Source organism: Methylobacterium sp. D48H (assembly GCF_053345715.1).
Genome location: NZ_JBKFAP010000020.1, coordinates 1 through 26,198 on the forward strand (window position 1 = coordinate 1; position 26,198 = coordinate 26,198).

Below are 26,198 nucleotides of genomic sequence, written 5' to 3' on the forward strand. Positions count from 1 at the left end.
TGATGCGGCCGGCATAGGGCACCGAGATGGCGCCGTCGCGCCCGACGGGCTGCTCGGGGATGAGGGCGGACTTGGATCCGGCGGAGAAGCGGTCGGCGACGAGGGGTCCGGAGAACAGGCCGCCGGATCCGGCTTCCCAGACGGAGACCGAGACCATGTCGCCGATGCCGATCACCGGCTCGGAGGAGGGGCGATGGTCGCCGAAGGAGGCGAGCAGGCTGTCGAGGGGGCGGCCGCGCAGGGCCTCGACCACGGAGGGCGTGACGTCGATGATCTCGTAGCGGGCAAGGATCCCGCCGTCGGCCGTGGCGACCTCGGCCCCGGCCTGGATCGCGCCCGCCGTCGGACCCGCCGCGGGCATGTACGTGCAGCCGCCGGCAGATCCAGCCGCGAGGGCGGCCATCAGGGCGGTGCACGCCGTCTTACGCAGCATCACAAAGATTTCTCCTCGCCGAGCCCGCGCCATCGCTGGCCCGGGCCGGGATACCCAGTTTGACCGCCAAACGCTGCGATCGCTTTAACGACCGCGCCGGTGCGGCGGCCGCCGTGCGGACGGTCGCGCTATCCGCGGGCAATGCGTCACCAGCGTGGCACGGCCACGCTTATGCCGCGCAAGCTTAACCGTATCATGTCCCCGCGGCGATGTCCGCAGGTGCCGTCGCGAGGGCCCCGCGGAGCGCCCGACCGAGCTCGTCGGCGGCGATGTCGGCGCGGCGCGGGACCGCCTGCGGGCGGCCGAAGCGGAACAGGGCGTACTCGGTCGTTCGCCCGCCGAAGCCCGGCTTGCAGCTCGGCAGCGACGGTGCGTGGTCGCCGAACACGCAGAGCGTGATGGTCTGGCCGCGCTCGCGGGCGACGGCGTCCAGGCCCGCGACGAGATCCTCGACCATCCGCCCGGTATTGGCGACGTGATGGAGGTACTGCGCCTGCGGATCGTTGATGCCCGGCAGCCGCCCGGGCTTCCAGGGGCCGTGGTTCTCCATGGTCACGCAGAACAGGAACAGCGGCGCGCGCCGGGCCCGGACCTCCGCGAGGAGGCGCACGCCGAGGGCGACGTCCCCGACATAGGGCCCGACGCGCGGCGCCTCCGCGAACGCCTCGCCCATCACGAGATCGGCGAAGCCGAAGGCCTCCATCACCCGCGCCCGGCGGAAGAAGTCGCGGTGGAACGGGTGCAGGAACAGGGTCCCGTAGCCCCGACTCCCGGCGAGCCGGGCGAGGCTCGTCGGCTCGTCGCCGCTGCGGGACGTGTAGGGGTCGTAGCGGCCGAAGCCGAGGCTCTCGGACGGACGGCCTGTGAGCACCGCGTGCTCGCTGCGCATCGTGTAGGCGCCGTGCGCCGGAACCCGCAGGCGCCCGTACTGCGCGGCCCGGGTTCGGAACAGGTCCATCGCCGGCAGTTTCGCGCCGCCGAGCCGCTCCGGATCGACGAAGGATTCGAGCTGGATCACCACGACGACATCGTCGCCCGGGCCCTCCGGCAGCGTCGGCGCCGCGGGCACCGGCACGCCGCCCGCCATCGCGCGGGCGGTGTAGCCGAGGAGGCTCGCCGGGAGGCCGACCCGGGTCACGTCGGCCTCCAGGTCGGGCTCGGGGAACCAGCGGGCGATCAGCCGGGCGAGCGGCGGCCGCGGGGCGGCCTTGACCAGCAGCCAGAGCGCGAGCGGGAGGCCGAGCATCGCCAGCACCCGCGGCAGGGTCGCGGCGGGCAGCACGCTCGGCTCGATCCAGTACCACAGCGCGGTGAACGCCGCGGTGAGCAGGACCGGCACGGCGATGCGCGGGTCCCACAGGGGCGGGATGTAGTAGAGCTGCGGATGCCGCGGCACCTGGGGCAGCAGGGCGAAATCGCTGAACAGCAGCGGCTCGCCGATCACCGAGCGCTTCGCGCGGCTGACGACGATCAGGATCGCCACGGTGATCACGCAGGTCAGCCCCGCGAGCCAGGGCCGCCAGGAGAACTCGAACCAGAACAGCAGGATCAGCAGGTAGCCGAGCAGCCGCAGGCCGAGATCCCGGGGCGCGAGGCTCGCTCGGGTGATCGAGTCGCCCGCGAACACCTCCAGGGCGAGGCACACGGCGAGCGCGAGACCGGTGGCGATGAGGAACGTCGTCAAGACACGGGCACTCGGCGTGGGGCGGGCCTGCTCGCCGCCGGCATCCGGTCCGGCAGGAAACAGCGCGCGGGAGCAGGGGCTTGCGAGCCGTTCCTGATCCGGAATGATCGGAAACGGTCCCGGGGCGGGCGGTTGCGGGCGGACTCTAGCAGCGCGCGCTATCGCTTTGGTATCACATCAGGGTCTCGCGGAACCGGATTCGCGCCGCGCGCCCCGCCCTAGCGCGGTCCGCCGCCGGCCTCGCGGCCGACGCCGCGCCGGCTGCGCAGGGCCCGCACGACGGGATTGAGGAGGCCGTAGCGGGCACGCATCACCAGGTGGGCCGTCCGGCCGAGGGAGAGGGCGTTGCGCGGCGCCGCCGCCCGGGCCGCGCTGAGGCGGTCGAGGAGCTGTTCCGGCGTGCAGGGCTTCATCGCCACCGGGTCGAGGTAGCGCGCGTAGAGGATCATGGCGCCGGCCACCAGCTCATCGAGGCTCAGCCGGCGGCCGCGGTCGGCGCCCGGCGCGAGATCCTCCGACAGGCCCCAGCCGGAGTAGAACGGCCGGCCGTGGGTCGCCACGGTGAGGCCGCGGATCAGGGCCTCGAACCCGGCGAGGGACGTCATGGTCTCGACGTGATGCACCCGGTCGAGGAGGTCGACGATGCTGATGCCGCCCACGATCCGGTCGGCCAGGGTCAGGGCCTCCGCCTCCGGGATGAGGCCGGGCCGGAAGCCGGCCTCCACGTCGGGATGCGGCTTGTAGAGCAGGAACGCGTCCGGGTTGCGCCGCCGCGCCGCCTCCAGCAGCGCCCGGTTCGAGCGGACCAGCGGCGAGCCGTGGCGCACCGAGGCGTCGTCCTCCACCTGGCCGGGCACGAGGACGATCCGCCGGCCGGCCGGCCAGTCGAGCGCGGCGGCGTCGAGGCCGACATTGTACTTGCTGAGCCGGCGCGCCACGACCTCCTCGCGCAGGCGCCGCGCCCGGGCGACGAGGTCCGGGGTGAAGTCGGCTTCGGCGAGCAGCCGCTGCAGGCGGCTCTCCCGGCGCGGGTCGTAGTAGATGCCGAGGTCGTCCACCACGATGGAGGCGCCGGGCTGCAGGCTGGCGCCGAGCCCCACGGAGCGCAGGAACCCGTCCTCCACGCGGGCCAGCGGCAGGCCGGCCCGCGCGCAGGCTTCCTCGAGCTGACCGGGCGCCCGCGTCGCCCAGGCGAGGAGGCGGCCGCCGTGGCGCTGTCCCGCGGCGATCGCGGCCTCGGTGGTCATGGTGTGGATCGGCCGTCCGGCGGGGCCCGCGCCCAGGACGTCGAGGGCGGGCCGCTTCCAGCGCGACATCCCGACATAGACCACCCGCCGGTCGTTCTCGGCGAAGCGCGTGGCGAGCCACGCCACCCGCTCGGCGCAGGTCGCGCGGTCGATCGGCGCCCCGGTCCAGGGGTCGAGGTAATGGACGCCGCCCTCCCCGCCGAGAGGCGCCCCGTCGAGGGTGATCCGCAGGGATGCGAAGCCGGACTCCGGCGAGTCGTAGGGGCTCAGGAGCGGCCCGGGCGCGACCACGAGCCGGCGCCGCCCCGTCAGCGCCAGCAGGCGCCCGGCGAGGCTCCCCGCGCCCCAGGTCGCGCCGACGGCGCCGGGGCGCGCCGGACCGAAGGCGAGGCCCGTCGCGGCCTCGATCTCCGCCCGCAGGCGGCGGATCGTGCGGCCGGTCGCGTAGAGCGACGGGATCGGGTCAGCGGGCATGGTCGGTGCGTCCGGCTCCGGTCGGGTGAGGTGCGGAACAGGCCTGTAGCGCATTTTCGCCGGCATGGGATGGTGATGCAACGCGGGGACAACCTGAGCGCGCGTCGCCGTCGCCACGTCCTGGAAAGGATTTGGACATATCGTCGCCGCGATTGCCCGCCTATTCCGGAGGCTAGGCCGCAGACGCGGGACCGTTGCAGACGGGCCACGCCGGCGCGGAAACGCCATGCCGCGGCATGGCTTCGGATTGCGGGCTCGCCGGGCACCGTGCCACCTCAAGAGTCTCTCGCCGGTTCGGTTCATCCGGCCCAGGGTCAAGGACAGAAGCGCCGCGGAATGCAACAGCCCGCCCTCGACGCCCTCCGCGACCGCCCCGCGACCTTCCTCTTCCTGCAGGGCATCGCGACGCCGTTCTTCTCCGATCTCGGACAGGCGCTGCGCGCGCGGGGACACTCCGTCCGGCGCATCAATCTCTGCCCCGGCGACTGGCTGTTCTGGAGCGGCGAGGCCGACAATTACCGCGGTCGCCGCGAGGCCTGGGGCGAGTATCTCGACGCCTATCTCGACCGCGAGGGCGTGACCGACATCGTGCTGTTCGGCGATTGCCGGCCGTTCCACAAGGCGGCCCGCATGATCGCCGAGTATCGCGGCCTGCGGGTGCACGTGTTCGAGGAGGGCTATATCCGCCCGAACTGGATCACCTGCGAGCTGGGCGGCGTGAACGGCTTCTCGTCCCTCCCCCGGACGGCCGCCGAGATCCGCGCCCTGGCGCGGCGCCTGCCGCAGCCCGGCCGGGCGATGCCCTCCACGGGCGACATGGCCCGGCGCAGCGTCTGGGACGTCGGCTACAACCTCGCCAACGTCCTGTTCCCCTACCTCTTCCCCCATTTCCGCAGCCACCGGCCGACCCATATCGCGGCCGAGTATGCCGGCTGGATCAAGAAGTTCGCCCGCCGCGCCCATACCCGCCGCGAGGCGGCGCGCTGCGACGAGATCTACCGCGCGGTCGGCTGCGACTACTTCCTGCTGCCGCTGCAGCTCGACAGCGACTACCAGATCCGGGTCCACTCGCCGTTCCTCGGCGTCGAGGGATTCATGGACCGGGTGATCAAGTCGTTCGCGGACGGCTCGTCGGCGCCGACCCGGCTGCTGGTGAAGCTGCACCCGCTCGACAGCGGCCTGATCAACTGGCGCAAGTTCGCTCGCGCCTCCGCCCGCCGCCACGGCGTCAGCGACCGGCTCGACTTCATCGACGGCGGCGACCTGCCGGCCCTGATCAAGGGCGCGCGCGGGGTGGTCATCGTCAACTCGACGGTAGGGATGCTGTCCCTGGAGATGGGCTGCCCGACCCACGCGGTCGGCACCGCGATCTACAACATGGCCGGCCTGACCCATCAGGGCGACCTCGACAGCTTCTGGAAGAATCCGACGCCGCCGGAGACGGACTTGATGGCGGATTTCCGCCGCGTGGTCCTGCACCGGACCCAGGTCAACGGCGGCTTCTTCTCCAAGGAGGCGATCGACCGCGCGGTGGCCGGCTCGGTACCGCGGATGGAGGCCGCCCTCCCCGACGCGATGCTGGCGGCGGCGCGGGCGGTGAGTGAGGCGGCCGAGCGCGACGGCGAGCTCGCGCCGGTCTACTGACCGGGCTCGCCCGGCTCCCGGGCCGTCGCCATTCGGCGGCCTTTGAAGCGCGTTTAACCGCCGGTGAGCCGTTCCCGGCCTTGATCTTTCCCCGCGCGGCGGCGTAACCCGCCCCATGCCCCGCATTCTGATCACCGGCGCGTCGAGCGGCATCGGCGCCGCGCTGGCGCGCCACTACGCGCAAACCGGCGCGAGCCTCATCCTCGTCGGCCGCAACGCCGAGCGGCTGGAGGCGGTCGCCCGGGACTGCCGCGCCAGCGGCGCCGCCGTCGAGACCGCCCGCCTCGACACCCGCGACCGGGCCGCCACCGTGGCGCTGGTCCACCGGTCGGATGCCGAGGCCCCCCTCGACCTCGTCATCGCCAACGCGGCGGTGAACGGCGGCAACCAGGAAGGGCAGGTGGAGGCCGAGGACGTGGCCTTCGAGACCGCCGACATCAATTACACCGGCACGCTCAACGTGATCCTGCCCGCCCTGACGCTGATGCTCCAGCGCGGGCGCGGCCAGATCGTGCTGCTGTCGTCGCTCGCGGCCTACGCGCCGCTCCAGGACGCGCCGGCCTATAGCGGCGCCAAGGCGGCCCTCGTCGCACACGGCCTCGCCCTGCGCCAGAAGGTCGCGCCCCGGGGCGTGAAGGTCAACGTCGTCACCCCGGGCTACGTGAAGACGCCGATGGGCGGCGAGCTCAAGGGCTGGCGGCCGCTGGAGATCAGCGCCGAGGAGGCGGCCGTGCGGATCGCCAAGGGCATCGCGGCCAACCGCGACGTGATCGCCTTCCCGTACATCCTCACGGCGCTCGCCCGCACCGTGCTGCTCCTGCCCGAGAGCGTCCGCAAGGCCGGCCTCTACGCCTTCCGTTTCCAGCGCCGGAAGCGGCGCTGATGGCGCGTCCCCGGATCGCGCTGTTCGTCCTGGAGGCGCTGCCGAACGCCCGCGCGGTGCGCCGGCTCGTCGCCGATCTCCGGACCGACATCGTGCTGGTGGGGCTCTCGAACGCCGAGCGGCCGTCGAGTGGCGGCCTCACGGGACAGGTCCGCCGGCACCTCGCGCGCTCGGGCGCCGGGATCCTGCCCTACCTCGCGGCCAATTTCGGCCTGCCGGACCTGCTGCGGCCCCTGGCGCCCCTGACCCAGGCGGCGTCCGGAAGCGGCGACGCGCCGGAGGCGACGCCGCTCAGGACCCTGTGCCGCCGACTCGGCGTCCCGACCCTGACGGTCGACGACGTCAACGGTCCAGAGGTCGCGCGGGCGCTGCGGGACGCGGCGCCGGACCTGATCCTCACCTACCACTTCGACCAGATCCTGAAGCCCGAGATCATCGGCTTGGCGCGGCTCGGCGGCATCAACGGGCATCCCGGCCTGCTGCCGCGCCACCGGGGCCCGGTGCCGACGATCCACGCCCTGGCCGACGGGCCCGGGCAGTTCGGCATGACCCTGCACCGGCTGGCCGCCACGATCGACACCGGCGCGATCCTCGCCCAGGAGGCGCTGGCGCTTCCCGAGGGTACCACCGCGACCCGGGCCTCGGTGGCGCTCCACGCCCACGGGCGCGGGATGCTCGACCGGTTGCTCGAGGACGTCACCCGGAGCGGAACCCTGCCGGAGGGGCGGACCGCGCCGGTTCTGCCGTACTGCCCGTTCCCCGACCGCGCGATGCTGGCCGCGCTGCGCCGCCGCGGCCTTCGCCTGACCGACGGGCAGGATCTTCGGGACGCGCTGAGCCTCTCCGCGCGGGCGCCTTAACCACCGGTTAAGGCTGTTCGGAAAGGATTCGGTCAGATCCTCGCCGTCGACAGGGCCCGCGCATGCCGGATACCAGCGCCCTCAACTCGGCCGCTGGCGCCCTGGCCGCCGGCCGGCAGGTGCAGAGCGGGCGGATCCGCGCGATCTCCGAGAACCTCGCCAACGCCGATTCGGTCCCGACCACCCCGGGCGGTGCCCCCTACGCCCGCAAGATCGCGGTGTTCGCCCCGGTGGCGGCCGACAGCCCCCGCGACCCGGTCGGCCGGATCGTCCGCGACACCACCGGCTTCCGCACCCGCTACGACCCGACCAATCCCGGGGCCGACCCGAACGGCTATGTCCGTCTGCCGAACGTCAACGTCGCGGTCGAATCGGCCGACCTCCAGCGGGTGGTCCGGAACTACGAATTGAGCCTGAGCGCCTCGGCCTCGATCAAGACGCTCGCGCAGGCCACCATCAACCTGATCAGCTGAGCCGGCCGTGCCGCCGGCCGTAGCCGGCGTAGATCGCGAGGCCGATCGCCAGCCAGACCGCGAGGCGGATCCAGGTGTCGGCCGGGAGCGAGGCCATCAGCGTGACGCAGGACAGGATCCCCAGTCCGGCGATGAGGGTCACCGCCGGCACGCGGAACGGGCGCGCCCGGTCCGGAGCGGTCCGGCGCAGGATCAGCACCGTCGCGCAGACGAGGCAGAAGGCCAGGAGCGTGCCGATACTGACGATCTCGCCCAGGACGTCGATGGGCACGAGCCCCGCCACGGCCGCCGTGAACAGGCCGATCACCAGCTGGCTCGCCACGGGCACCCGCGTCACCGGATGGACCCGGCAGAAGATCCCCGGGAGGAGCCCGTCGCGGGCGATGGCGAAGAAGATCCGGCTCTGCCCGTAGAGGGCGGTCAGTGCCGAGGTGGTCAGGCCGATCAGGGCGCCGGCCTTGATGATCGTGGCGAAGCCCGTCAGGCCGATCACGTCGACCGCCTTGGCCACCGGGTCGGCGACGTCCAGGTCGCGATAGGGCACGAGTCCCGTGAGGACGGCCGCCATGGACACGTACAGGATCGTGGTGATCAGCAGCGACCCGATCAGGCCGACCGGCGCGTCGCGCTGCGGCGCCCGGCACTCGCCCGCGGCCGTCGCCACGGTCTCGAAGCCCACGAAGGCGAAGAACACCACCGCGGCGCCGCGGAACACGCCGCTCCAGCCGTAGGCGCCGAACGTTCCGGCATTCTCCGGCACGAACGGGTGCCAGAGTTCGGGCCGCAGATGGGCCACGCCGACGCCCACGAAGGCCAGGATGATCGCGACCTTGCAGGCGACCAGCAGGCCGTTGACCAGGGACGCCTCGGCGGTGGCGCGCATCAGCAGGGCGCTGAGCAGCAGCACGATCCCGGCCGCCGGGAGGTTGACGAGGCCGCCGGCGCCGGGCGCCCCGGCCAGGGCCGGCGGCAGGCGCAGGCCGAACTCCGCCGCGAGGGACTGCGCGTAGCCCGACCAGCCCACCGCCACGGTCGCCGCCGCCACGGCGAACTCGAGGACGAGGTCCCAGCCGATGATCCAGGCGGGAAGCCGCCCGAGGCTCGCGCGGGTGTAGGTGTAGGTCGATCCCGGCTCGGGGATCATGGCGGCCAGCTCGGCGTAGCACAGGCCGACGAGGCCGCAGGCGATGCCGCCGATCACGAAGGAGAGGCTGAGCGCCGGGCCCGCGTACTGCGCCGCCGCCGTCCCGGTGAGCACGAAGATGCCGGCGCCGATCGTGGCGCCGAGGCCGATGGCGACGAGGCCCGGCGCGGTGAGGCTCCGGGCGAGTCCGCGCCCCGCGCCCGCCCGTTCACCCGTGGTCACCGCGGACTCCGCCATCGCGTCCGTTCTCCCTCGCCCGGATCGTCATCCGGCACTTTTCATGCCCGGACGGCGGCCTCCGCGGAACCGCCCGGACCGGCGCCGCACCGTCCTCATCCCGAGTCGATACAGCCTACCGCCGCACCGCGCCCGCGGGATCGGGTTCAGGGGCGCCGCCGCGCGCTTCCGGGTCGCCCCCGCCGGGCGGGGACGGTGCGGCGGCGATCATCCGGGTGTCGGTCCGGAACGCCCGGGCGACGAGGCCGCAGAAGCGGATGAAGGCGCTGCCCTGCGGGGTGATGACGTAGCCGTCACCCGCTCGCGCGACGTTGCCGGAGGCCTGCTGCTCGGCCAAGCGCCGCTCCATCTGCCGGAACTCGCCGAGATAGACCCGCTCGAACACCGCCCGCGCCCGCTCAGGCGTGAAGCGCTCCCCGGGATGGGCGGCCATCTGCCCGAGCAGGAACACGCTGATCGACCGGTCGACCGTCACCGGCAGGATCACGAAGGCGCTGAGGTTCAGGGACAGCGACAGGACGCAGGCGCCGAGGGCGTCCCGTCGGCGCAATCCCCAGGCCCGGCCGAGCCCGGCCAGGGCCGCCGTGACCGCCAGGGTCAGCAGGAAGGCCACCGCGAGCAGGATCAGTCCGCGGTAGAACAGGATCGTCACGCCGGACCACAGATCCGTCTGGAACAGCAGCACGAAGCAGGCGAAGCCGACGACGACGGCGCCGGCCTGCAGCAGCGCCTGGGCGCAGAGCCAGCGCAGGGCCTGCCCGGCGCGCGGGCGGGTGGGTGCCGTGGGACTGGGTTCAGTCACGGAGATCCTCCACGGAGATCCTGGACCCGCAGGATCCGGACGAGCGGATCGGCGTAGACCGCGGGGCTGCGCCAGACCCAGGAATCCGGGCTGCTCCAGGGGGCGTCCTGCGCGGTGACGACCAGGGCGCCGATCCCGGCCGCTTCGGCGCGCCGCCGCACCTCGGCGCCGTCCAGGCGGTCGCGGAAGACCGGCGCGACGTCGGCGAGCCGCGACGTCACGGCGTCCGGCGGGGCGCCGAACAGGCGCGCCTCCGCGTCGGCCACGCCCGTCGGCTGGAGGCCGTAGAGCCCGAAATCGAACACCCGGTGCGGCACCGGCGATTGCTGCAGCACCAGGTCCCGGGGCAGGTGCGTGCCCGCCCAGGCGTAGGCCGCGCGCAGCGCCCGGTCGATATCGGGACGGCCGGCGAGGCGGGCGAAGGCGGGCCGGTCCGAGGCGGGATAGGCGCGCATCCCGACGAAGCCGTAGAGGGTCGTCGCGTAGCCGAGGATCAGCAGTGCGGCGAGGAGGCCGGGGAGCCGGAGCCGCCGCGCCTCGCTCAGGCGGGTCAGGGCCACCACGGTCCAGACCAGGGCCGCGACCTGCGCGAGCAGGACCACGCGCGCACCGAGGTCGTTGTTGAGGATCGCCGAGCGCAGGAAACCGCCGAGGAACAGGCTCGCCGCGGCGCAGAGCGTGAGCAGGCGCCCGGCCTCGCGCCCGTGCGCCTCCCGACGCGGCACAAGGCGCCAGAACAGCAGCGCACCGGCGGCGCAGACCCCCAGGGCCGTGTAGTAGTTCAGGGGCAGAAGGATCAGGCGGAGCGCGCTCAGGGCCGGCTCGTCGACGAGGCCGTCGAGCGGCCCGAATCGTCGGATCGAGAACCGGACCGGCGCGCCGCCGTCCGTCCGGTTGGCCAGGACGCTCAGCAGGTAGGGGGCGGCCAGTGCGGAGCTGAGCAGGCCGGCAACCGCCAGCCGGGCCGCGGCGCGCCAGCGGCGCTCTAGGCCGAGCAGCACCAGCCAGGCACCGGCCGCTCCCGCCGTGCCGAGGCAGACCCAGACGGACAGGCCCGCGCAGGCCGCGAAGGCGAGTGCCGCGACGCCGATCGCCGCCGTCTCCGCGCGCCTGTCCGGCCGTGTCCGGTCCGCGACCTCCGCCAGGGCCAGGAGTCCGAGCCACCCGGCCAGGGCGCCGGCGACGTGGTGCGGCACCCAGACCAGCGAGGCCGGCCAGTTGAGGACCTGCTCGTTCAGCCATTCCGGGACCGGCAGCCAGGTCCCGGACGTCGCTCGGTCGGCGAGGACCAGCAGGATGTCGAGGCTTCCGGCCGGCAGCAGCATCAGCACCGCGCGGCGCACGAGCCGGGGCACGGCGTCCGCGACGAGTCCGGTCGCCGCGAGCAGACGGTCGATCAGGCCGAGGAGCGCGAGGCCGGTCCAGAAGGCCATGCCCGCGAAGGCGGTCCGCCCGTCGACCAGCCGTCCGCCCGCCCAGTCGACCAGGGCGGTGAGCGTGTAGAAGCCGTAATAGTAGCCCGCCCGCTCGGGCCGGGCGAAGAACGGGTCCACCGGCGGTAATCCGTGCTCGACGATCGCGCGGGTCAGGGCGGCGTGCTTGACGAGGTCGATGATCGTCACGGGCCGGTAGAGGGCGGTGCCGGTATCGACGTCGATCAGTGCGTAGGCCACGACGCCGAGCCAGAGCAGCGCGAGGGCGAGCGCCGCCCGGTCGAGGGACTCGCGCAGGCTCCGCAAGACTGGCCGCAGTGCGGCGAGCCCGAGGGCGCCGGTCGCGAGGGCCGCGACCGGGACGCCGCCCGCCTGGATCAGCAGGCTGTCGAGGGCCGGCAGCAGCCCGATCCCGAGGAGCGCCCCGCACAGGAGGCGGTCGCCGGGCGCGAGCGAGCGGAACCCGAGGATGCCGGTCAGGCCGCCCAGGGCATAGCCCGGCAGGAGAACGAGGGGGATACCGAGCAGCGTCGCGACGGCGACGCCGCACGCATCCGAGAAGGTGCCGTTCATCGCCGGGCCGCGTCGCGTGAGCGGTTCCGGGTAGCACGGCGGCGTTAACCGTTCTTTGGACCAGCCCTGACAGCCGCGACGCGCCACCGCTGCGGCCCGCCCGGCTCGGGACTGGCATAACCGTCGGTTTCGTGTATGGATCGCGCGGCCTCGACCCGGGTTGCCGGGCGGGGCTTGAGCCGCTTGGCGCTGTGACCGTGCTGGACGACATCCCGGCACCGGCCGAACGCCGAGCCCGCGCGCGCCCGTTTGGGGCGCCGCATCCGACCAGCACAACCCGAAAGGCACGCGATGTCGATCACGGCAGAGCGCAAGACCGCGCTCATCAAGGAACACCGCAAGGACGCCAAGGACACCGGGTCCCCCGAGGTCCAGGTGGCGATCCTCACCGAGCGGATCACCAACCTCACCGGCCACTTCAAGACCCACGGCAAGGACAACCATTCCCGCCGCGGCCTCCTGAAGCTGGTCTCGCAGCGCCGCTCGCTGCTCGACTACGTCAAGCGCAAGGACGAGGCCCGCTACCGCGCCCTCATCGAGCGTCTCGGCATCCGCCGCTAAGGCACGTCTCGCGCGGTTCCGGGCCCGGCCCGGGGCCGCGTTTCACCATCGCGGGCTGCCGGAATGGGTCCGGCCTCCCGACAAACGGGCCGCTTCGAGGCGCCAGCGTCGGGGCAGGATCGCGAGACACTTCGCCGAGCGTTATCGGGCGCAGTGTCTCGCCGTCTTGCCCCCGGGCGGCGCCGGGCTTGGGCCCGCCGCAGGCAAGGAAGAGATTGAGAATGTTCGACGTTCAACGCGAAGAGCTGATGTGGGGCGACCGCAAGCTCGTCCTGGAGACCGGCAAGGTCGCGCGCCAGGCCGACGGCGCCGTCATCGCCACCTACGGTGAGACCTCGGTGCTCGCGACCGTGGTCGCCGCCAAGGAGCCGAAGCCCGGCATCGACTTCATGCCGCTCACCGTGAACTACCAGGAGCGCGCCTACGCCGCCGGCCGCATCCCGGGCGGCTACTTCAAGCGCGAGGGCCGTCCCTCCGAGAAGGAGACCTTGGTCTCCCGCCTCATCGACCGCCCGATCCGCCCGCTCTTCATCGACGGCTGGCGCAACGACACGCAGGTCGTCGTCACCGTCCTGACCCACGATCTCGAGAACGATCCCGACATCGTCGCGATGGTCGCGGCCTCCGCGGCCCTGACCATCTCGGGCGTGCCGTTCATGGGCCCGATCGGCGGCGCCCGCGTCGGCTACATCAACGGCGGCTACCGGCTGAACCCGCTGGTCACCGAGACCAAGGAAGAGTCGAGCCTCGACCTCGTCGTCGCCGGCACGCAGGACGCGGTGCTGATGGTCGAGTCGGAGGCCAAGGAGCTCTCCGAGGAGGTGATGCTCGGCGCCGTGATGTTCGGCCACAAGCACTTCCAGCCGGTGATCGAGGCGATCATCCGCCTCGCCGAGAAGGCCGCCAAGGAGCCGCGCGACTTCAAGGCCCCCGAGAACGCCGACGTCGAGAAGGCCGTCCTGGAGGTCTGCGAGGCGGAGCTCCGCGCCGCCTACACCAAGACCGTCAAGCAGGAGCGCTACGCCGCCGTCGACGCCGTGAAGGCGAAGGTGATGGCCGCCCTCTGCCCCGAGGGCGCTGAGAAGTTCCCGGCCGAGAAGGTCAAGGCCGCCTTCAAGGAGGCCCAGTCGAAGGTGGTCCGCTGGAACATCCTCGACAGCGGCGCCCGCATCGACGGCCGCGACGTGAAGACGGTCCGCTCGATCCTCTCCGAGGTCGGCGTGCTGCCCCGCGCCCACGGCTCGGCCCTGTTCACCCGCGGCGAGACCCAGGCCCTCGTGGTCGCCACCCTCGGCACCGGCGAGGATGAGCAGTTCATCGACGCGCTGGAAGGCACCTACAAGGAGCGCTTCCTGCTCCACTACAACTTCCCTCCCTACAGCGTCGGCGAGACCGGTCGGATGGGCTCGCCGGGCCGCCGCGAGATCGGCCACGGCAAGCTCGCCTGGCGGGCGATCCGCCCGGTCCTGCCGCCGGCCCACGAGTTCCCGTACACGATCCGCGTCGTGTCGGAGATCACCGAGTCCAACGGCTCGTCCTCGATGGCCTCGGTCTGCGGCGGCTCGCTGTCGCTGATGGATGCCGGCGTGCCGCTGCGCCGTCCGGTGGCGGGGATCGCCATGGGCCTCATCCTCGAGGGTGAGCGCTTCGCGGTCCTGTCCGACATCCTCGGCGACGAGGATCACCTCGGCGACATGGACTTTAAGGTGGCCGGCACGGACGAGGGCGTGACCTCGCTCCAGATGGACATCAAGATCGCCGGCATCACCGAGGAGATCATGAAGATCGCCCTCGCCCAGGCGAAGGACGGCCGCGCCCACATCCTGGCCGAGATGGCCAAGGCCCTGACGGCGGCCCGTCCGGAGCTCGGCGAGTACGCCCCGCGCATCGAGACGATGCAGATCCCGACGGACAAGATCCGCGACGTGATCGGCACCGGCGGCAAGGTGATCCGCGAGATCGTCGAGAAGACCGGCGCCAAGATCAACATCGAGGATACCGGCGTCGTGAAGATCGCCTCGGCCGACGGCAAGGCGATCAAGGCGGCCTACAACTGGATCCGCTCGATCGTGGCGGAGCCGGAGGTCGGCGTGATCTACGACGGCACGATCGTGAAGTGCATGGAGTTCGGCGCCTTCGTGAACTTCTTCGGCGCCAAGGACGGCCTGGTCCACATCTCGGAGCTCGCCGCGAACCGGGTCGCCAAGGTGACGGACGTCGTCAAGGAAGGCGACAAGGTCAAGGTGAAGTTCCTCGGTCAGGACGACCGCGGCAAGATCCGCCTGTCCATGAAGGTCGTCGACCAGCAGACCGGCGAGGACATCACCGAGAAGGTGAAGGCTCAGCGCGACGCCGACCGGGCCGAGCGCGGCGACGAGCCGCGCGAGCCCCGCGAAGGCGGCCGCCATCGTGGCGAGCGCCGCCGCGAGGCCGGCGAGTAAGCACGCGGGACGCCCGCGCCGGCCTCGGTCGGCGGGGATGTCTCAGACGGGCGCGGTCCTCCGGGGCCGCGCCCTTTTTGTTGCCCCGTCGAGGTCGGGTCACACCGGTCGTCGGCCGGGAACGGGGCGCCGGATGCCGCGTTCCCCCGCGACTTCCCAATCGGAGACCCTCATGGCCAACGACATGATGCACGACATCTTCAGCGGGCAGCCGAACCTGTCGACGACGGAGCGCGCCGTCTCGGTGGCGCTAGGCCTCGGCATCGCCGCCGCCGCCGCGCAGCCCCGTCCCAACAAGCTCCTGAGCCTGCTGGCGCTCGTGGTCGGCGTCGGGCTGGCGGTCCGGGGCGCGACCGGCCACTGCGCCGTGAAGGCCGCGTCCGAGCATCTCTGAGCCTCAGCCCTCGGAGGGCTTCGGCGCCTCCGTCTTTGCGAGCGCAGCGAAGCATTCCAGGCAGCGCGACGTTCGACGTCGTCGCGCTGCCCTGGGTCATGTCGCTGCGCTCGTTATGACGGAGAGCGCTGTGTTGAGACCCGCCACCGGAATGCGTCGGTCAAAAAAAGGGGCGCCCCGCGGGGCGCCCCTCGTCGTATCCGGACCTGCCGGACGGGTCAGTAGGTGGTGGTGCGGCGGCCGGCGATCATGCCGTAGATGAACAGCACCACCACGGCGCCCACGATGGCGCCGATGAAGCCCGCGCCCTGGTTGGGCCCGTACCAGCCGATGGCCTGTCCCAGGAAGGTCGCCACGAAGGCGCCGACGATGCCGAGGATCGTGGTTAGGATGAAGCCGGCGGGCTCGTTCGGGCCCGGCATGATGAACTTGGCGATGACGCCGGCGAGAAACCCGATGATGATGGTCCAGAGAATGCCCATGACTGACCCCAAGGCGTGATTGTCGATGGCGGCAGAACGCTTCGAGGCCCGCGACGGTTGCCCGCACCCCGGCCGCCGATGACGATTTTCCTCGGGTTCCCGCGGCGCGTGCGCGCGCGGCCCTTTACGGCCGGGCCGGTGCGGCGGCAGATACGCCGGTTCTCGAGGATGTGGAGACGGGTATGGACATTCAGCGGATCGAGCCAGGCAAGCGGATGTCGCAGGCCGTCACCTTCGGCGACATGGTCTACCTCGCCGGGCAGGTCGCGTCCGACACGGTCGGCACCGGGGTCACGATCCAGACCCAGCAGATCCTGTCGGAGATCGACCGGCTGCTCGCCGCGGCCGGCAGCGACAAGGCGCGGATCCTCTCGGCCACCATCTACCTCGCCGACATCGCGACGTTCGCGGAGATGAACGCCGCCTGGGACGCCTGGGTGTCTCCGGAGAACGCGCCGGCCCGCGCCACCGTCGAGGCCAAGCTCGCCGCGCCGGAGTACCTGGTCGAGATCGTGATCGTGGCCGCGAGGAGCCGGTGATCGGCCCGCGCCGGACCGTCCTGGCGGCGGCCGCGGCCGTCCTCGCGGGAGGGCTCCTGGCGGTCCTGCCCCTCGTGCGGCCGGCACCGGCCGCCGAGGAGCGGGTCGTCAACATCTACAACTGGTCGGACTATATCGACCCGCAGGTGCTCGAGGCCTTCACCCGCGAGACCGGGATCAAGGTCGTCTACGACACCTACGACAACAACGAGATCTTGGAGACCAAGCTGCTCGCCGGCCGGTCGGGCTACGACATCGTCGTGCCGTCGGGACCGTACCTGCAGCGGCTGATCCGGGCCGGCGCGTTCCTGCCCCTCGACAAGTCGAAGCTGAAGAACCTCGGCAACCTCTGGCCCGAGGTGACCAGCCGGCTGGCGGCCTACGATCCCGGCAACACCTACGCCGTCGACTACATGTGGGGCACGACCGGCATCGGCTACAACGTCGCCGCGGTGCGCGAGCGCCTGGGCGCCGGCGCGGCCGTGAATTCGTGGTCCGTCGTCCTCAATCCCGCTTCGGCCAACAAGCTGAAGGAGTGCGGGATCATGGTGCTCGACAGCCCCGAGGACCTGATCCCCAGCATGCTCCCGGCCTTCGGCGCGAAGGCGGATTCCAAGCGCTGGGACGACATGACCCTGGTGACCGACGCCCTCTACAAGGTGCGCGGCGCCGTGCGGAAGTTCCACTCGTCGGAATACATCCAGGCGCTGGCCAACGGCGATATCTGCCTGGCCGTCGGCTATTCGGGCGACATCATGCAGGCCAAGCGCCGGGCCGAGGAGGCCAAGAACGGGATCGACATCGCCTACGTCGTGCCCAAGGAAGGCGCCCTGATGTGGTTCGACACCTTCGCGATCCCGAAGGATGCCGCCCATCCGGCCGAGGCGCTGGCCTTCATCGACTACATGATGCGGCCCGAGGTGGCGGCGGCCAACACCAACTTCGTCTCCTACGCCAGCGGCAACCTCGCGGCGAAGAAGTTCGTGAAGCCCGAGATCCTGAGCAATCCCGGCATCTACCCGGACGAGGCGACGATGCAGCGCCTGTCCATCAACACCGCCTGGGACGACCGCACCCAGCGCTTCGTCACCCGCCTCTGGACCCGGGTCCGCACCGGGCGCTGACGCGGATCGGCGTCGGAGAGGGCCGTCAGCCTTCCGGATCCGCCGGCACGCCGCTGCGGGCGAGCCACGCGCGGACCGCAGCGCGGGTCTCGCGCCCGGAATCGTTCAGCAGGCGCTCGGGGGTGGTGAAGAAGTACGGCTGGAAGGTCTTTCGCTGCGCGTTGCGCAGGGTCGGGTCGATCCCGGCCTCGAGCAGCCTCAGCACCCAGGGATTGGCCGCGCCGACCTGTGCCGCCACGTGGAGCAGCGAGTTGCCGGTGGCGTCGACCCGGTTCGGGTCCGCACCGGCCCGCAGCAGCAGCGCGATCTGCGCCTCGCGCCGGTTCTGTACGGCGCGGAACAGCGGCGTCCACTGACCGCGCGGGCTCACCGGGTCGACCGGCGCGCCGTGGCGCAGCAGGATCTCCAGGTAGGTCGGATCCTCGACCATCGCCGCCATGTGCAGCGCGGTCTCCTGATCGAGCCCCGGCACAGACGGGTCCGCCCCCGCGTCGAGCAGGGCCGACAGCGCGCGCGGCCGCGCGTTCCAGATCGCCCATTCGAGCAGGGTGAGGTTCCGGCCGCCGCGGACGGAGAGATCCAGGCCGGGCGCCAGCGCGGCGATGCGCGCGACGTCACCGCGGGCGACCGCCGCGGCGATCGCGGCGAGCGGGGACGCCTCGAAGGCGCCGCTGTGGTCCCCGGTCGGGGTCTCCATGACCGTTCGCTCCTCGGCGTCGCCTGATTCGGCGCTGCGTGACGCGGGTCATGTGACCGATAAACACGGAGGCGCCGCAAGGCCCCCTCCGCAAGTGTCGCCGCCGATGCGCACCGCCGGCGCACGACGTGGTCAAGAAACGATCTCGCCGCGGCGCCGGTCGAGACCGTCCGCGGCGAGCCTCGTCGATCCCGGAATCGATGACCTAGTGCTTCAGATCGTCCGGAACCTTGCCGCCGTTCTCGGCGAGCTTCTGCATGACCTGCTTGTGCAGCCAGATGTTCATGCTGGCCGAATCGTCCTTGTCGCCGGTGTAGTGGAGCTCGTCGGCGAGCTGCTTGCGCGCGGCGAGGCCGGAATCGAGGCCCAGCAGCTTCATCAGGTCGACGATCGAGTGCCGCCAGTCGAGCGTCTGCGGGTTCTTCTCGGCGAGGCCGGTGAGCACCGCCGCGACGTCCACGGGCTCGCTGCCGCCGGCCGAGCCGGGGGCCGACGTGGAGGGCGTGCTCGTGCCGGCCTGGCCGCCGGAGCCGGCGTTGGGCGCGGGCGCGGCGTCCGCGGTGCCGCCACCGAACGGATGGAGGATCTTGCTGACGATGCTGCCGAGGAGGCTCATGGATCCGCTCCGATAATCGAGGCCCGATCTCCGCGTCGGGCGGCCATTCAACTGGCTGTGAGCCTTGGCGTTCCGCGATTCGGCAGGCTCGGGACGGTCGGCGCGGCGCGGCCCGGAGCGATCACGACCTCGGCCAGAGGGCGAGGACGAGCGCGGCCCGCTCCTCCGCGAGCGTGCCGTCCGGGACCGGGCGGCCCGCGCGGGCGTACCAGTAGCGCGCGTTGCCGTCGTCGCCCTCGACCCGGTGGAGATGGGCGTGGACCCAGGCCGCGTCGGACCCGCCGGCGTCCTGGACGAGGCGGTGCGCCCGCTCCCAGGCGGCGGAGGCCGGGCCGGACGCGTCCCGGGCGAGCCACCAGAGCGCGGCGAGCGGGGCGTCCCAGACGCTCGGCGGCTCGGACGCGGCGAGTGTCGCGGCGAAGGCGGCGGGGAGGCTCTCGGTCACGGCTGTCTCCTTCCCGGGCGTTTCAGCGGCCGGCGGCGCGCTCCGGCTGCCAGCGCCCGCGGCGCTGCCGGGCCGACCACGCGTAGCGGGCATCGCCGTCGAGGCGGTCGAGATGGTCGGAGAGGCGGTTGCGCTCGAGCCACGACAGGGCCGCCTCCAGCTCCGGGAGGGTCATGGTCGCGCGGCCCTTGCCGAGCACGCGCTTGAGAACGGCGTTGTAGCGGTGGGCGAGATTGCCGCCGCGGGGCACGCGCAGCGAGGTCTCGTCCTCGACCGCCTGGGCGGCCACCGCGGCGGCGAGCCGCTGGCGCAGGGTCCGCTCGGTGACGGAGGGCGGTTCGGGCGCGGGCGCCGCGGCGACCGGTTCGGGGAGGCGCGGGCGCAGCAGGGCGTAGCGCATCCCGATCGCGTTGCTCTCCAGGGGCGTGATCCCGCCCGGCTCGTCGTCGCGCCAGCGGGTCCGCTCCGGCACGACGGCGCTGGCCGGCCGCTCGCGGGGCGGCCGGACGCTGCTGCCCTGCTCAGTCTCGAGTTCCAGTCGGAACCGGGCGAAGAGCGGGTCGTCCGGGTGGAAGATCACTGCCTGCTGCCCGTCGTAGGGGCCGGCATGGGGATCGACCCGGGTGGCCCGGGCGAGCATCTGCTCGAGCCAGGGCCGGGAGCGGATATGGGTCAGGGCCGCGACCACCGCGACCTCCGGGGCGTCGAGCCCCTCGTACGCCATCGCCACCGTCACCAGCACGGCCGGTTCCGGCGTGAGCCGGAACGCTGCCAGAGCCGCGTGGGCGTCGCCCTGGCCGGAGGTCGCGAGACGGACATCGCGCGCGCCCTGCCCGGCCGGCATCCAGTCGCGCAGGGTCGCGAGATAGGCCCGCGCGCTCGCCTGATCGGGCGCCACCACGAGGAGCTTGCCGAGCCCCCGGGCCGGTTCGCCGGGCGGGAGATCGCGCTCCGCCCGGCGCCGGGCGCGCAGGCGCTTCGTGGCGAAGAACGCCTCGCTCAGAAGGTCGCGGGCGAAGCCGGTCCGCAGGGCAGTGAACAGCGCCGGCCGGGTGGTGATCCGGACCGCGCCCGCGCCGAGTCGGTGCGGCCCGACGCGCGGGCTGTCGCCGGCGATCCGGCCGCCCTCCAGCCAGCTCGCCTCGCCGTCGAGGGCGCCGAACGTCACCGGCAGCACCGCCCGCTCGGCCAGCGCCTGCGCCCGCGAGTAGCCGATGACCGCGAGGCCGGTCGCGTCGAGATCGAGTTCCGGTCCGCGGCCGGGCGCGGCGGGCTGGTAGGGCAGTCCGAGAATCCGCCGCCCGTCCGCCCGCTCCAGCGTCCCGGACAGGTACAGGCGCACGGTCGCCGCCTCCATGACGGGCAGCATCGCGCGGGACCACGCCCCCGCCTCGGCATCCTCCGCGGAGGCTTCGTCGGCGCCCGGGCGACCGGGGACCGGCAGGTGATGAACCTCGTCGACCACCAGCAGGGTGCGGTGCGCCCGCGCCTCCGCGAGGTGGAGCGCCGGGGCGGCGGCGACCGCCTGATAGGTGGTGACGTAGCCGGCCAGACCGCGCGCCGGATCGCGCTCGTTGTCGGCGGCCCGGACGCTGAGGGCGTGCCCGAAGGCCGCGCGCCACAGCGGGTCGGCGAAGGCTTCCTCGGCCTGCAGCCGCAGGGAATCCCGCGGCACCACCCAGACCACGCGCTCGACGAGCCCCGCCTCGATCAGCCGGTGCGCGGCGATGACCGGCAGCAGCGACTTGCCCCCGCCCGGCGTGACCGCCGCCAGGATCTTCCGGACATGGGCCGCCTCCCCGCTCGCCATGGCCGCGACCAGGGCCATCAGCGTGCGCTGGTGCGACCGCAGGGACGGGGCGGGACGGGTCAAGGGCCGGCGAAGCAGGGCGACATCGGCACACCGTGGCCGATCCGGATTCCTTTGTGAATCCCCGGAGTCGCGGAACGTTCGCGTTTTCGTCCCAATGGCGGAGCCGCGGGCACCGCGAGGCCGGAAGTGGGTCGACTCGGCAAGCGCGGCCGCCCGGATCGCGGCGACGCCGAGCGAAACCGTCCCGCTCTCCACGATTGCCGCGTCCGGCGAGGCGGATCGGTCCACCATAAGCGTTGACACCCGGCCCACCCCTCACCATAAGGGCGCCGCGGGCGATGCCCGCCTTGGGGGAATGTCCCGAGCGGCAAAGGGGGCGGACTGTAAATCCGCTGCGTAAGCTTCGTAGGTTCGAGTCCTACTTCCCCCACCAAGTTCTTCCCGATCCCGTCAGCCTTGTTTCGCCAGCGCGGCCTCGATGCGCGCGGCCGCGGCGGCCGAGAAGCCCTTCCCCTCGAGCCCTTGTCCCGCGGCCGCCTGACCGGTGAGCGAGCGGCGCTTGCCCCCCGGAAGGTGCGCCTGCCGCAGGGCGTGGGCGTCCCGGTGACTGGCATGGGTGATCGCGATGGCCAGCGCGTCGGCGGCGTCCGCGACGCGGAATTCGGCCTTCGGCAGGAGGAAGCGGACCATCGCCTGGATCTGCACCTTCTCGGCGTGGCCGGAGCCCGCGACGGTCTTCTTGATGAGGTTGGGGGCGTACTCGAACACCGGCAGTCCGGTGAGGGCCGGCACGAGCAGCGCCATCGCCCGCGCGTGGCCCAGCTTGAGCGTCGCCTGGGCGTCCTTGTTGACGAAGGTCTCCTCCACGGCGACCTCGTCGGGCCGCACGGCCTCGACGACGCGGCCGATCCCCTCGAACAGCTCCCGCAGGCGCAGTGCCAGCGGAAGCTCCCCGTCCGAGGTCACGACCCCGCAATCGCCGTAGGTGAGCTTCGTACCCTGCGCGGTGATCAGGCCCCAGCCGGTGCGGCGGAGTCCGGGATCGATGCCGAGAATGCGGACGGGGCTGGTCATGGGGCTCCACGGCTCGGTGAACGGCCCGAGGCTGCCGTACGTATCGTGAACGCTTGGTTTCACCAAGGTTCCGGCCGCGGAGGTTGCCACCTGTGGCCGTCCCGGCACGGTGCGCTGCCGCGCCGCTGTCACCCCCGGCGGCCGAGGAGGATCAGCGCCGTTCCGGCGAGGCAGACCGCGCTGCCCGCGAGGTCCCAGCGGTCGGGCCGCTGGCCCTCCGCGAGCCACAGCCACAGGACCGAGGCCGCCACGTAGACGCCGCCGTAGGCCGCGAAGGTGCGCCCCGCCGCCGGGCTGTCCACGAGGGTCAGCAGGGCCGCGAAGGCCGCCAGCGAGGCGAGACCCGGAAGCGTCCACCAGGCCGACCGTCCGAGCCGCATCCAGGCCCAGAACGCGAAGCAGCCGGCGATCTCGGCGAGGGCGGCGGCCGCGTAGGCGAGGAGGCTCATCGGGTCAGCTTGGCACGGCGCGCCGCGCGGCACGAGCCCGGCCCTGGGGGCGGACGGCGACCGGCATTAAGCTCCCGGCAACGCGGATCCGGTCGAGTGTCGCCATGAGCACGCACGCGAGCACGCACGAGACCCAGGGCGACCGGCTGCTGTTTCCGGGTGACGCCCGCCTTCGCGACGCCGTCCTGGCCTGGATCGAGGCGCTGGCGCGGGAGCGGCGGATGTCGTCCAACACCGTCGAGGCCTACGGGCGCGACCTTCGCCAGTTCCTCCACCACCTCGCGTCCCGTCAGGGGACACCGACGATCCCGATGCTGATCGGGCTCAAGGTGCGGGACATCCGCGGCTTCATGGCCGCGCGCCGGGGCGACGAGGTCTCGGGGCGCTCGCTGATGCGCATGCTGGCAGGCCTGCGCTCCTTCGCCCGCTTCCTCGAGCGCGAGGGCTTCGGCACCGTCTCGGCCCTGGGCGGCGTGCGCTCGCCCAAGGTTCCGCGGCGGCTTCCCCGTCCCCTGCCCGTCTCCGCCGCGGTGGCGCTGACCGATACCGCGATCCGCGCCGGCGAGGAGCGGGAGCCCTGGGTCCTCGCCCGGGACGCCGCCGTGCTGGCGCTGCTCTACGGCGCGGGGCTGCGCATCTCCGAGGCCCTGGGCCTGACCCGCCGTGACGCACCCCTGCCCGGGGTCGATCAGGTCACCGTGCTCGGCAAGGGCGGCAAGCAGCGCATGGTGCCGATCCTGCCCGTCGTGGCGCAGGCCGTGGCGGACTACGTCGCCGCCTGTCCCCTGCCGCTGCCGCCGGAGGGACCGCTGTTTCTCGGTGCCCGGGGCGGCCCGCTCTCGCCGCGCATCATCCAGTACACGGTCGCGCGCGCCCGCGGCGCTCTGGGCCTGCCCGAGAGCGCCACACCGCACGCCCTGCGGCATTCCTTCGCAACCCATCTCCTGGCGCGCCAGGGCGAACTCCGGGCGATCCAGGAACTCCTGGGCCACGCCTCGCTCTCCACGACGCAGCTCTACACGCAGGTCGACGCCGCCCGCCTCATGAGTGCCTACGCAGCGGCCCATCCGCGGGCTGGCCATTGAGCAAGATTGCTAAAAACTTCGACTTCGAGAGCCTTCATCATCGTCTATAGGCGCGTCTTCCGGTTCGCCCAGTGCAGAATCCCGCTCTTTAAGAGCTTCGTCACGATCTTCAGCCAATATGGGCAACGAACGGGATGGGGTTGGGCGGGCGTCATGGATCTTCAGGATGGGAGGGCGCCGGCACGTGTCGTAATCGCGGATTGCGATCCGGGCCGCCGCGCCTCCCTGAGAGAGATCGTCCTGCGATTCGATCCCAGCGCGGTGATCGATGAGGCGACCTCGGGTCAGGCGCTCTGCGACATCCTCCTCCGCCACCGTCCCACCCTGGCCTTCGTGGGAATGCAGCTCGACGATCTCAGCGGCCCCGAAGCCGTCGCCGTCGCGCGCCGGGCGGGTGCGGAGCCCCCGTGCCTGGTACTGGTGGCGACCCGCGTGCTGCCGCACTGGCAGGAGATCGCCACGAGCCTCGGCGCCTACGAAGTCCTGAAGACGCCCCTCGACCCGAGCCATATCGAGCCGCTGCTCCACGCGGATGCCCGCCGTCGCGCACCGACCCGGGCCCTGCTCGCCTGCTCGACTCCGGCCGGGCGGTCGGCCATCAGCCGCGTCGTGGCGCGCAGCGGGTTCGCGATCGAGCTCGACGAGACGGATGACGGCCGCCACGCCCTCAAGCAGCTGAAGCTCGCCGCCTACGACTTCGCCTTCATCGACGTGAAGCTCGGCGGCATCGACGGGCTCGAACTGGCCTGCCAGATCCAGCCCCTCGGCCTCCCGACCCGGATCACCCTGCTGACCACGTCCGAGCTGGAGCCCGTCGCTCAGGCCGGCCGCTACTTCGGCGTCGACGCCGTGCTGCGGATGCCGTTCTACGCCCGCGACATCGACCTCGCCCTGCACAACGCGCTGGGCCTGCGTCGGCCGTATCTGCTGAACGCCCTGACGGCCCCGCCCGCGCCGAGCGCGCTGCTGCGGATCGCCGACCTGCCGAATTCCAGGCGCAAGATCGCCTGACCCCGCGCCGGGTCGTCGCTCTGCGGGCCAGTCAGGTTCGAGGCGTGCGGTGTGTGACGGAACGCGAAGGCCCCCTTTCCCGCACGAGAGAGGGGGCCTTCGCGCAGGCGGTCGAGCCCGCCGAGGTAGCAATCCGCGCAGCCGTGGCCTGGCCCGTCAGACGTGGATGGCGCGCTTGTTGACCGCCAGCGCGGCTTCCTTGACGGCCTCGGTCAGCGTCGGGTGCGCGTGGCAAGTGCGGGCGATGTCCTCCGACGAGGCGCCGAACTCCATCGCGACCGCCACCTCGGCGATCAGGTTGCCGGCATCCGCGCCCACGATGTGCACGCCGAGTACCCGGTCGGTCTGGGCGTCGGCCAGCACCTTCACGAACCCGTCGGTGGTGCCGTTCGCCTTGGCCCGGCCATTGGCCGTGAAGGGGAATTTGCCGGCGTTGTAGGCCACGCCGTCCTTCTTCAACTCCTCCTCGGTCTTGCCGACCGAGGCGACCTCCGGGAACGTGTAGACCACGTTCGGGATCACGCCGTAATTCACGTGGCCGGACTGGCCGGCCAGCATCTCGGCGATCGCCACGCCCTCGTCCTCGGCCTTGTGGGCGAGCATCGGGCCGGCGATCACGTCGCCGATGGCGTAGATGCCGGTGACGTTGGTGGCGTAGTGGGAATCGGTGAGGATCCGGCCCTTGTCGTCCCGCTGGACACCGACCGTGTCGAGGCCGAGGCCCTCCGTGTAGGGCGTCCGGCCGATGCAGACGAGGACCACGTCGGCCTGCAGCGTCTCCGCCGCGCCGCCCGCGGCCGGCTCGACCGTGACCGTCGCGCCGCCCTTCTTGCCGACCTCGACGCCCGTCACCTTGGTGGACAGCCTGAAGGCGATGCCCTGCTTCGTCAGGATCCGCTGGAACTGCTTGCCGACCTCGCCGTCCATGCCCGGCAGCACCCGGTCGAGATACTCGACCACGGTCACCTCGGAGCCGAGCCGGCGCCAGACGGAACCCAGCTCCAGCCCGATCACGCCGGCGCCGATGACGAGGAGCTTCTTCGGCACCCGGTCGAGTTCCAGGGCGCCGGTGGAGGAGACCACGACCTTCTCGTCGATGGTGACGCCGGGCAGGCGCGCCACGTCCGAGCCGGTCGCGATGACGATGCTCTTCGTCTCGAGCATCTGGTTGCCGCCGTCCTCGGCGATGACCTCGACGCGGCCGGCGCCGGCGATCCGGCCGGTGCCGTGGAAGGTGTCGACCTTGTTCTTCTTGAGCAGGAACTCGACGCCCTTGGTGTTGCCGGCGACGCCCTCGGCCTTGAAGGCCATCATCTTCTTGAGGTCGAGCTTCGGCGTGCCGACGTCGATGCCGAGATCGGCGAAGTGCGTGTTGGCCTCCTCGAAGGCCTCCGACGCGTGCAGAAGGGCCTTGGACGGGATGCAGCCGACATTGAGGCAGGTGCCGCCGTGCGTCGCGCGCTTCTCGACCACCGCGGTCCGCAGGCCGAGCTGCGCCGCGCGGATCGCGCAGACGTAGCCGCCGGGGCCGGTGCCGATGACGACGAGATCGTAGGACATGAGGCTTCGCTTCCGCTCGG

24 protein-coding genes, 1 tRNA gene and 1 pseudogene are annotated in these 26,198 nt (G+C 72.3%); 12 read left to right on the forward strand and 14 right to left on the reverse strand.

Annotated features, from left to right (window positions below):
- From ACLBX8_RS24105 to ACLBX8_RS24115, 3 genes and pseudogenes are all read right to left on the reverse strand, one after another.
- Positions 1-433: pseudogene (locus tag ACLBX8_RS24105) on the reverse strand (polysaccharide biosynthesis/export family protein); the annotation flags it as partial.
- Between the two features lie 193 nt (positions 434-626).
- Positions 627-2,117, reverse strand: a complete 1,491-nt coding sequence (locus ACLBX8_RS24110; RefSeq protein ID WP_447700406.1) for an LTA synthase family protein — start codon at positions 2,115-2,117, stop codon at positions 627-629.
- Between the two features lie 218 nt (positions 2,118-2,335).
- Positions 2,336-3,838: a capsular polysaccharide export protein, LipB/KpsS family gene (locus ACLBX8_RS24115; protein WP_447700405.1), complete on the reverse strand. Its 1,503-nt coding sequence runs from the start codon at positions 3,836-3,838 to the stop codon at positions 2,336-2,338.
- A 336-nt stretch (positions 3,839-4,174) separates the two neighbouring features.
- Between ACLBX8_RS24115 and ACLBX8_RS24120 the strand changes: the two genes are divergently transcribed.
- From ACLBX8_RS24120 to ACLBX8_RS24135, 4 genes are all read left to right on the forward strand, one after another.
- A complete protein-coding gene (locus ACLBX8_RS24120) occupies positions 4,175-5,482 on the forward strand; it encodes a capsule biosynthesis protein (protein WP_447700404.1) in 1,308 nt (435 codons plus the stop codon).
- Between the two features lie 115 nt (positions 5,483-5,597).
- Positions 5,598-6,365 (forward strand): SDR family NAD(P)-dependent oxidoreductase, encoded by a 768-nt coding sequence (locus tag ACLBX8_RS24125; protein WP_447700403.1) that lies wholly within the window; start codon positions 5,598-5,600, stop codon positions 6,363-6,365.
- Positions 6,365-7,225, forward strand: a complete 861-nt coding sequence (locus tag ACLBX8_RS24130) for a formyltransferase family protein (protein ID WP_447700402.1) — start codon at positions 6,365-6,367, stop codon at positions 7,223-7,225. Before ACLBX8_RS24125 ends, ACLBX8_RS24130 begins: the two co-directional genes overlap by 1 nt.
- 62 nt (positions 7,226-7,287) lie before the next feature.
- Positions 7,288-7,698: a flagellar biosynthesis protein FlgC gene (locus ACLBX8_RS24135; RefSeq protein WP_447700401.1), complete on the forward strand. Its 411-nt coding sequence runs from the start codon at positions 7,288-7,290 to the stop codon at positions 7,696-7,698.
- On the opposite strand, the gene ACLBX8_RS24140 is transcribed toward ACLBX8_RS24135, so the two are convergent.
- The 3 genes from ACLBX8_RS24140 to ACLBX8_RS24150 form a co-directional block, all read right to left on the reverse strand.
- Positions 7,691-9,079, reverse strand: coding sequence for an amino acid permease (locus ACLBX8_RS24140; RefSeq protein ID WP_447700400.1), 1,389 nt, complete (start codon positions 9,077-9,079; stop codon positions 7,691-7,693). The two genes, ACLBX8_RS24135 and ACLBX8_RS24140, sit on opposite strands and share 8 nt — an antisense overlap.
- A 115-nt stretch (positions 9,080-9,194) precedes the next feature.
- On the reverse strand, positions 9,195-9,881 hold the full coding sequence (locus ACLBX8_RS24145) for a hypothetical protein (RefSeq protein WP_447700399.1): 687 nt from the start codon (positions 9,879-9,881) through the stop codon (positions 9,195-9,197).
- Complete coding sequence (locus ACLBX8_RS24150) at positions 9,878-11,887, reverse strand: hypothetical protein (protein WP_447700398.1); 2,010 nt, start codon at positions 11,885-11,887, stop codon at positions 9,878-9,880. The genes ACLBX8_RS24145 and ACLBX8_RS24150 overlap by 4 nt, the downstream gene beginning before the upstream one ends.
- 291 nt (positions 11,888-12,178) lie before the next feature.
- On the opposite strand from ACLBX8_RS24150, the gene rpsO reads away from it, so the two are divergent.
- The 3 genes from rpsO to ACLBX8_RS24165 all read left to right on the forward strand — a co-directional run bounded on the left by rpsO (position 12,179) and on the right by ACLBX8_RS24165 (position 15,283).
- Entirely contained in the window at positions 12,179-12,448 is a 270-nt protein-coding gene (gene rpsO, locus ACLBX8_RS24155) for a 30S ribosomal protein S15 (RefSeq protein ID WP_012317943.1), read from the forward strand.
- Between the two features lie 221 nt (positions 12,449-12,669).
- Positions 12,670-14,889, forward strand: a complete 2,220-nt coding sequence (pnp, locus tag ACLBX8_RS24160; protein WP_056525668.1) for a polyribonucleotide nucleotidyltransferase — start codon at positions 12,670-12,672, stop codon at positions 14,887-14,889.
- 172 nt (positions 14,890-15,061) lie between these two features.
- Positions 15,062-15,283 carry a YgaP-like transmembrane domain gene (locus ACLBX8_RS24165; RefSeq protein ID WP_020093742.1) on the forward strand — a complete coding sequence of 74 codons (222 nt, stop codon included), beginning with the start codon at positions 15,062-15,064 and terminating at the stop codon, positions 15,281-15,283.
- Between the two features lie 218 nt (positions 15,284-15,501).
- Here the strand turns inward: ACLBX8_RS24165 and ACLBX8_RS24170 are convergent, their stop codons facing one another.
- On the reverse strand, positions 15,502-15,765 hold the full coding sequence (locus tag ACLBX8_RS24170; RefSeq protein ID WP_010685302.1) for a GlsB/YeaQ/YmgE family stress response membrane protein: 264 nt from the start codon (positions 15,763-15,765) through the stop codon (positions 15,502-15,504).
- A gap of 182 nt (positions 15,766-15,947) precedes the next feature.
- Between ACLBX8_RS24170 and ACLBX8_RS24175 the strand changes: the two genes are divergently transcribed.
- Positions 15,948-16,304: a RidA family protein gene (locus tag ACLBX8_RS24175; protein WP_020093741.1), complete on the forward strand. Its 357-nt coding sequence runs from the start codon at positions 15,948-15,950 to the stop codon at positions 16,302-16,304.
- Entirely contained in the window at positions 16,301-17,428 is a 1,128-nt protein-coding gene (locus tag ACLBX8_RS24180) for a polyamine ABC transporter substrate-binding protein (protein WP_020093740.1), read from the forward strand. Before ACLBX8_RS24175 ends, ACLBX8_RS24180 begins: the two co-directional genes overlap by 4 nt.
- 25 nt (positions 17,429-17,453) lie before the next feature.
- Here ACLBX8_RS24180 and ACLBX8_RS24185 read toward each other — a convergent pair whose 3' ends face one another.
- The 4 genes from ACLBX8_RS24185 to ACLBX8_RS24200 form a co-directional block, all read right to left on the reverse strand.
- Positions 17,454-18,125, reverse strand: a complete 672-nt coding sequence (locus ACLBX8_RS24185; RefSeq protein WP_447700397.1) for an ankyrin repeat domain-containing protein — start codon at positions 18,123-18,125, stop codon at positions 17,454-17,456.
- A gap of 205 nt (positions 18,126-18,330) precedes the next feature.
- Positions 18,331-18,741 carry a DUF3597 domain-containing protein gene (locus tag ACLBX8_RS24190; RefSeq protein ID WP_091681242.1) on the reverse strand — a complete coding sequence of 137 codons (411 nt, stop codon included), beginning with the start codon at positions 18,739-18,741 and terminating at the stop codon, positions 18,331-18,333.
- Positions 18,742-18,862: 121 nt separating this feature from the next.
- Positions 18,863-19,186, reverse strand: a complete 324-nt coding sequence (locus tag ACLBX8_RS24195; RefSeq protein WP_042671911.1) for a hypothetical protein — start codon at positions 19,184-19,186, stop codon at positions 18,863-18,865.
- A 22-nt stretch (positions 19,187-19,208) separates the two neighbouring features.
- The gene (locus ACLBX8_RS24200) at positions 19,209-21,059 is read right to left on the reverse strand and encodes a DEAD/DEAH box helicase (protein WP_447700396.1); all 1,851 of its coding nucleotides are present in this window, start codon (positions 21,057-21,059) and stop codon (positions 19,209-19,211) included.
- 289 nt (positions 21,060-21,348) lie between these two features.
- Between ACLBX8_RS24200 and ACLBX8_RS24205 the strand changes: the two genes are divergently transcribed.
- Positions 21,349-21,432, forward strand: a tRNA-Tyr gene (locus tag ACLBX8_RS24205).
- Between the two features lie 17 nt (positions 21,433-21,449).
- Here the strand turns inward: ACLBX8_RS24205 and ruvC are convergent.
- Positions 21,450-22,073, reverse strand: a complete 624-nt coding sequence (gene ruvC, locus ACLBX8_RS24210) for a crossover junction endodeoxyribonuclease RuvC (RefSeq protein ID WP_447700395.1) — start codon at positions 22,071-22,073, stop codon at positions 21,450-21,452.
- Positions 22,074-22,201: 128 nt separating this feature from the next.
- Complete coding sequence (locus ACLBX8_RS24215) at positions 22,202-22,522, reverse strand: YnfA family protein (protein WP_012317932.1); 321 nt, start codon at positions 22,520-22,522, stop codon at positions 22,202-22,204.
- 104 nt (positions 22,523-22,626) lie between these two features.
- Here ACLBX8_RS24215 and ACLBX8_RS24220 point away from each other — a divergent pair, with 104 nt between their 5' ends.
- Together ACLBX8_RS24220 and ACLBX8_RS24225 are read left to right on the forward strand one after the other, a co-directional pair.
- On the forward strand, positions 22,627-23,607 hold the full coding sequence (locus tag ACLBX8_RS24220; protein ID WP_447700394.1) for a tyrosine recombinase XerC: 981 nt from the start codon (positions 22,627-22,629) through the stop codon (positions 23,605-23,607).
- A 261-nt stretch (positions 23,608-23,868) separates the two neighbouring features.
- Complete coding sequence (locus ACLBX8_RS24225; RefSeq protein ID WP_020093732.1) at positions 23,869-24,618, forward strand: response regulator; 750 nt, start codon at positions 23,869-23,871, stop codon at positions 24,616-24,618.
- Between the two features lie 156 nt (positions 24,619-24,774).
- Here ACLBX8_RS24225 and lpdA read toward each other — a convergent pair whose 3' ends face one another.
- Positions 24,775-26,178 (reverse strand): dihydrolipoyl dehydrogenase, encoded by a 1,404-nt coding sequence (lpdA, locus tag ACLBX8_RS24230; RefSeq protein ID WP_091681247.1) that lies wholly within the window; start codon positions 26,176-26,178, stop codon positions 24,775-24,777.
- Positions 26,179-26,198: the final 20 nt, after the last annotated feature.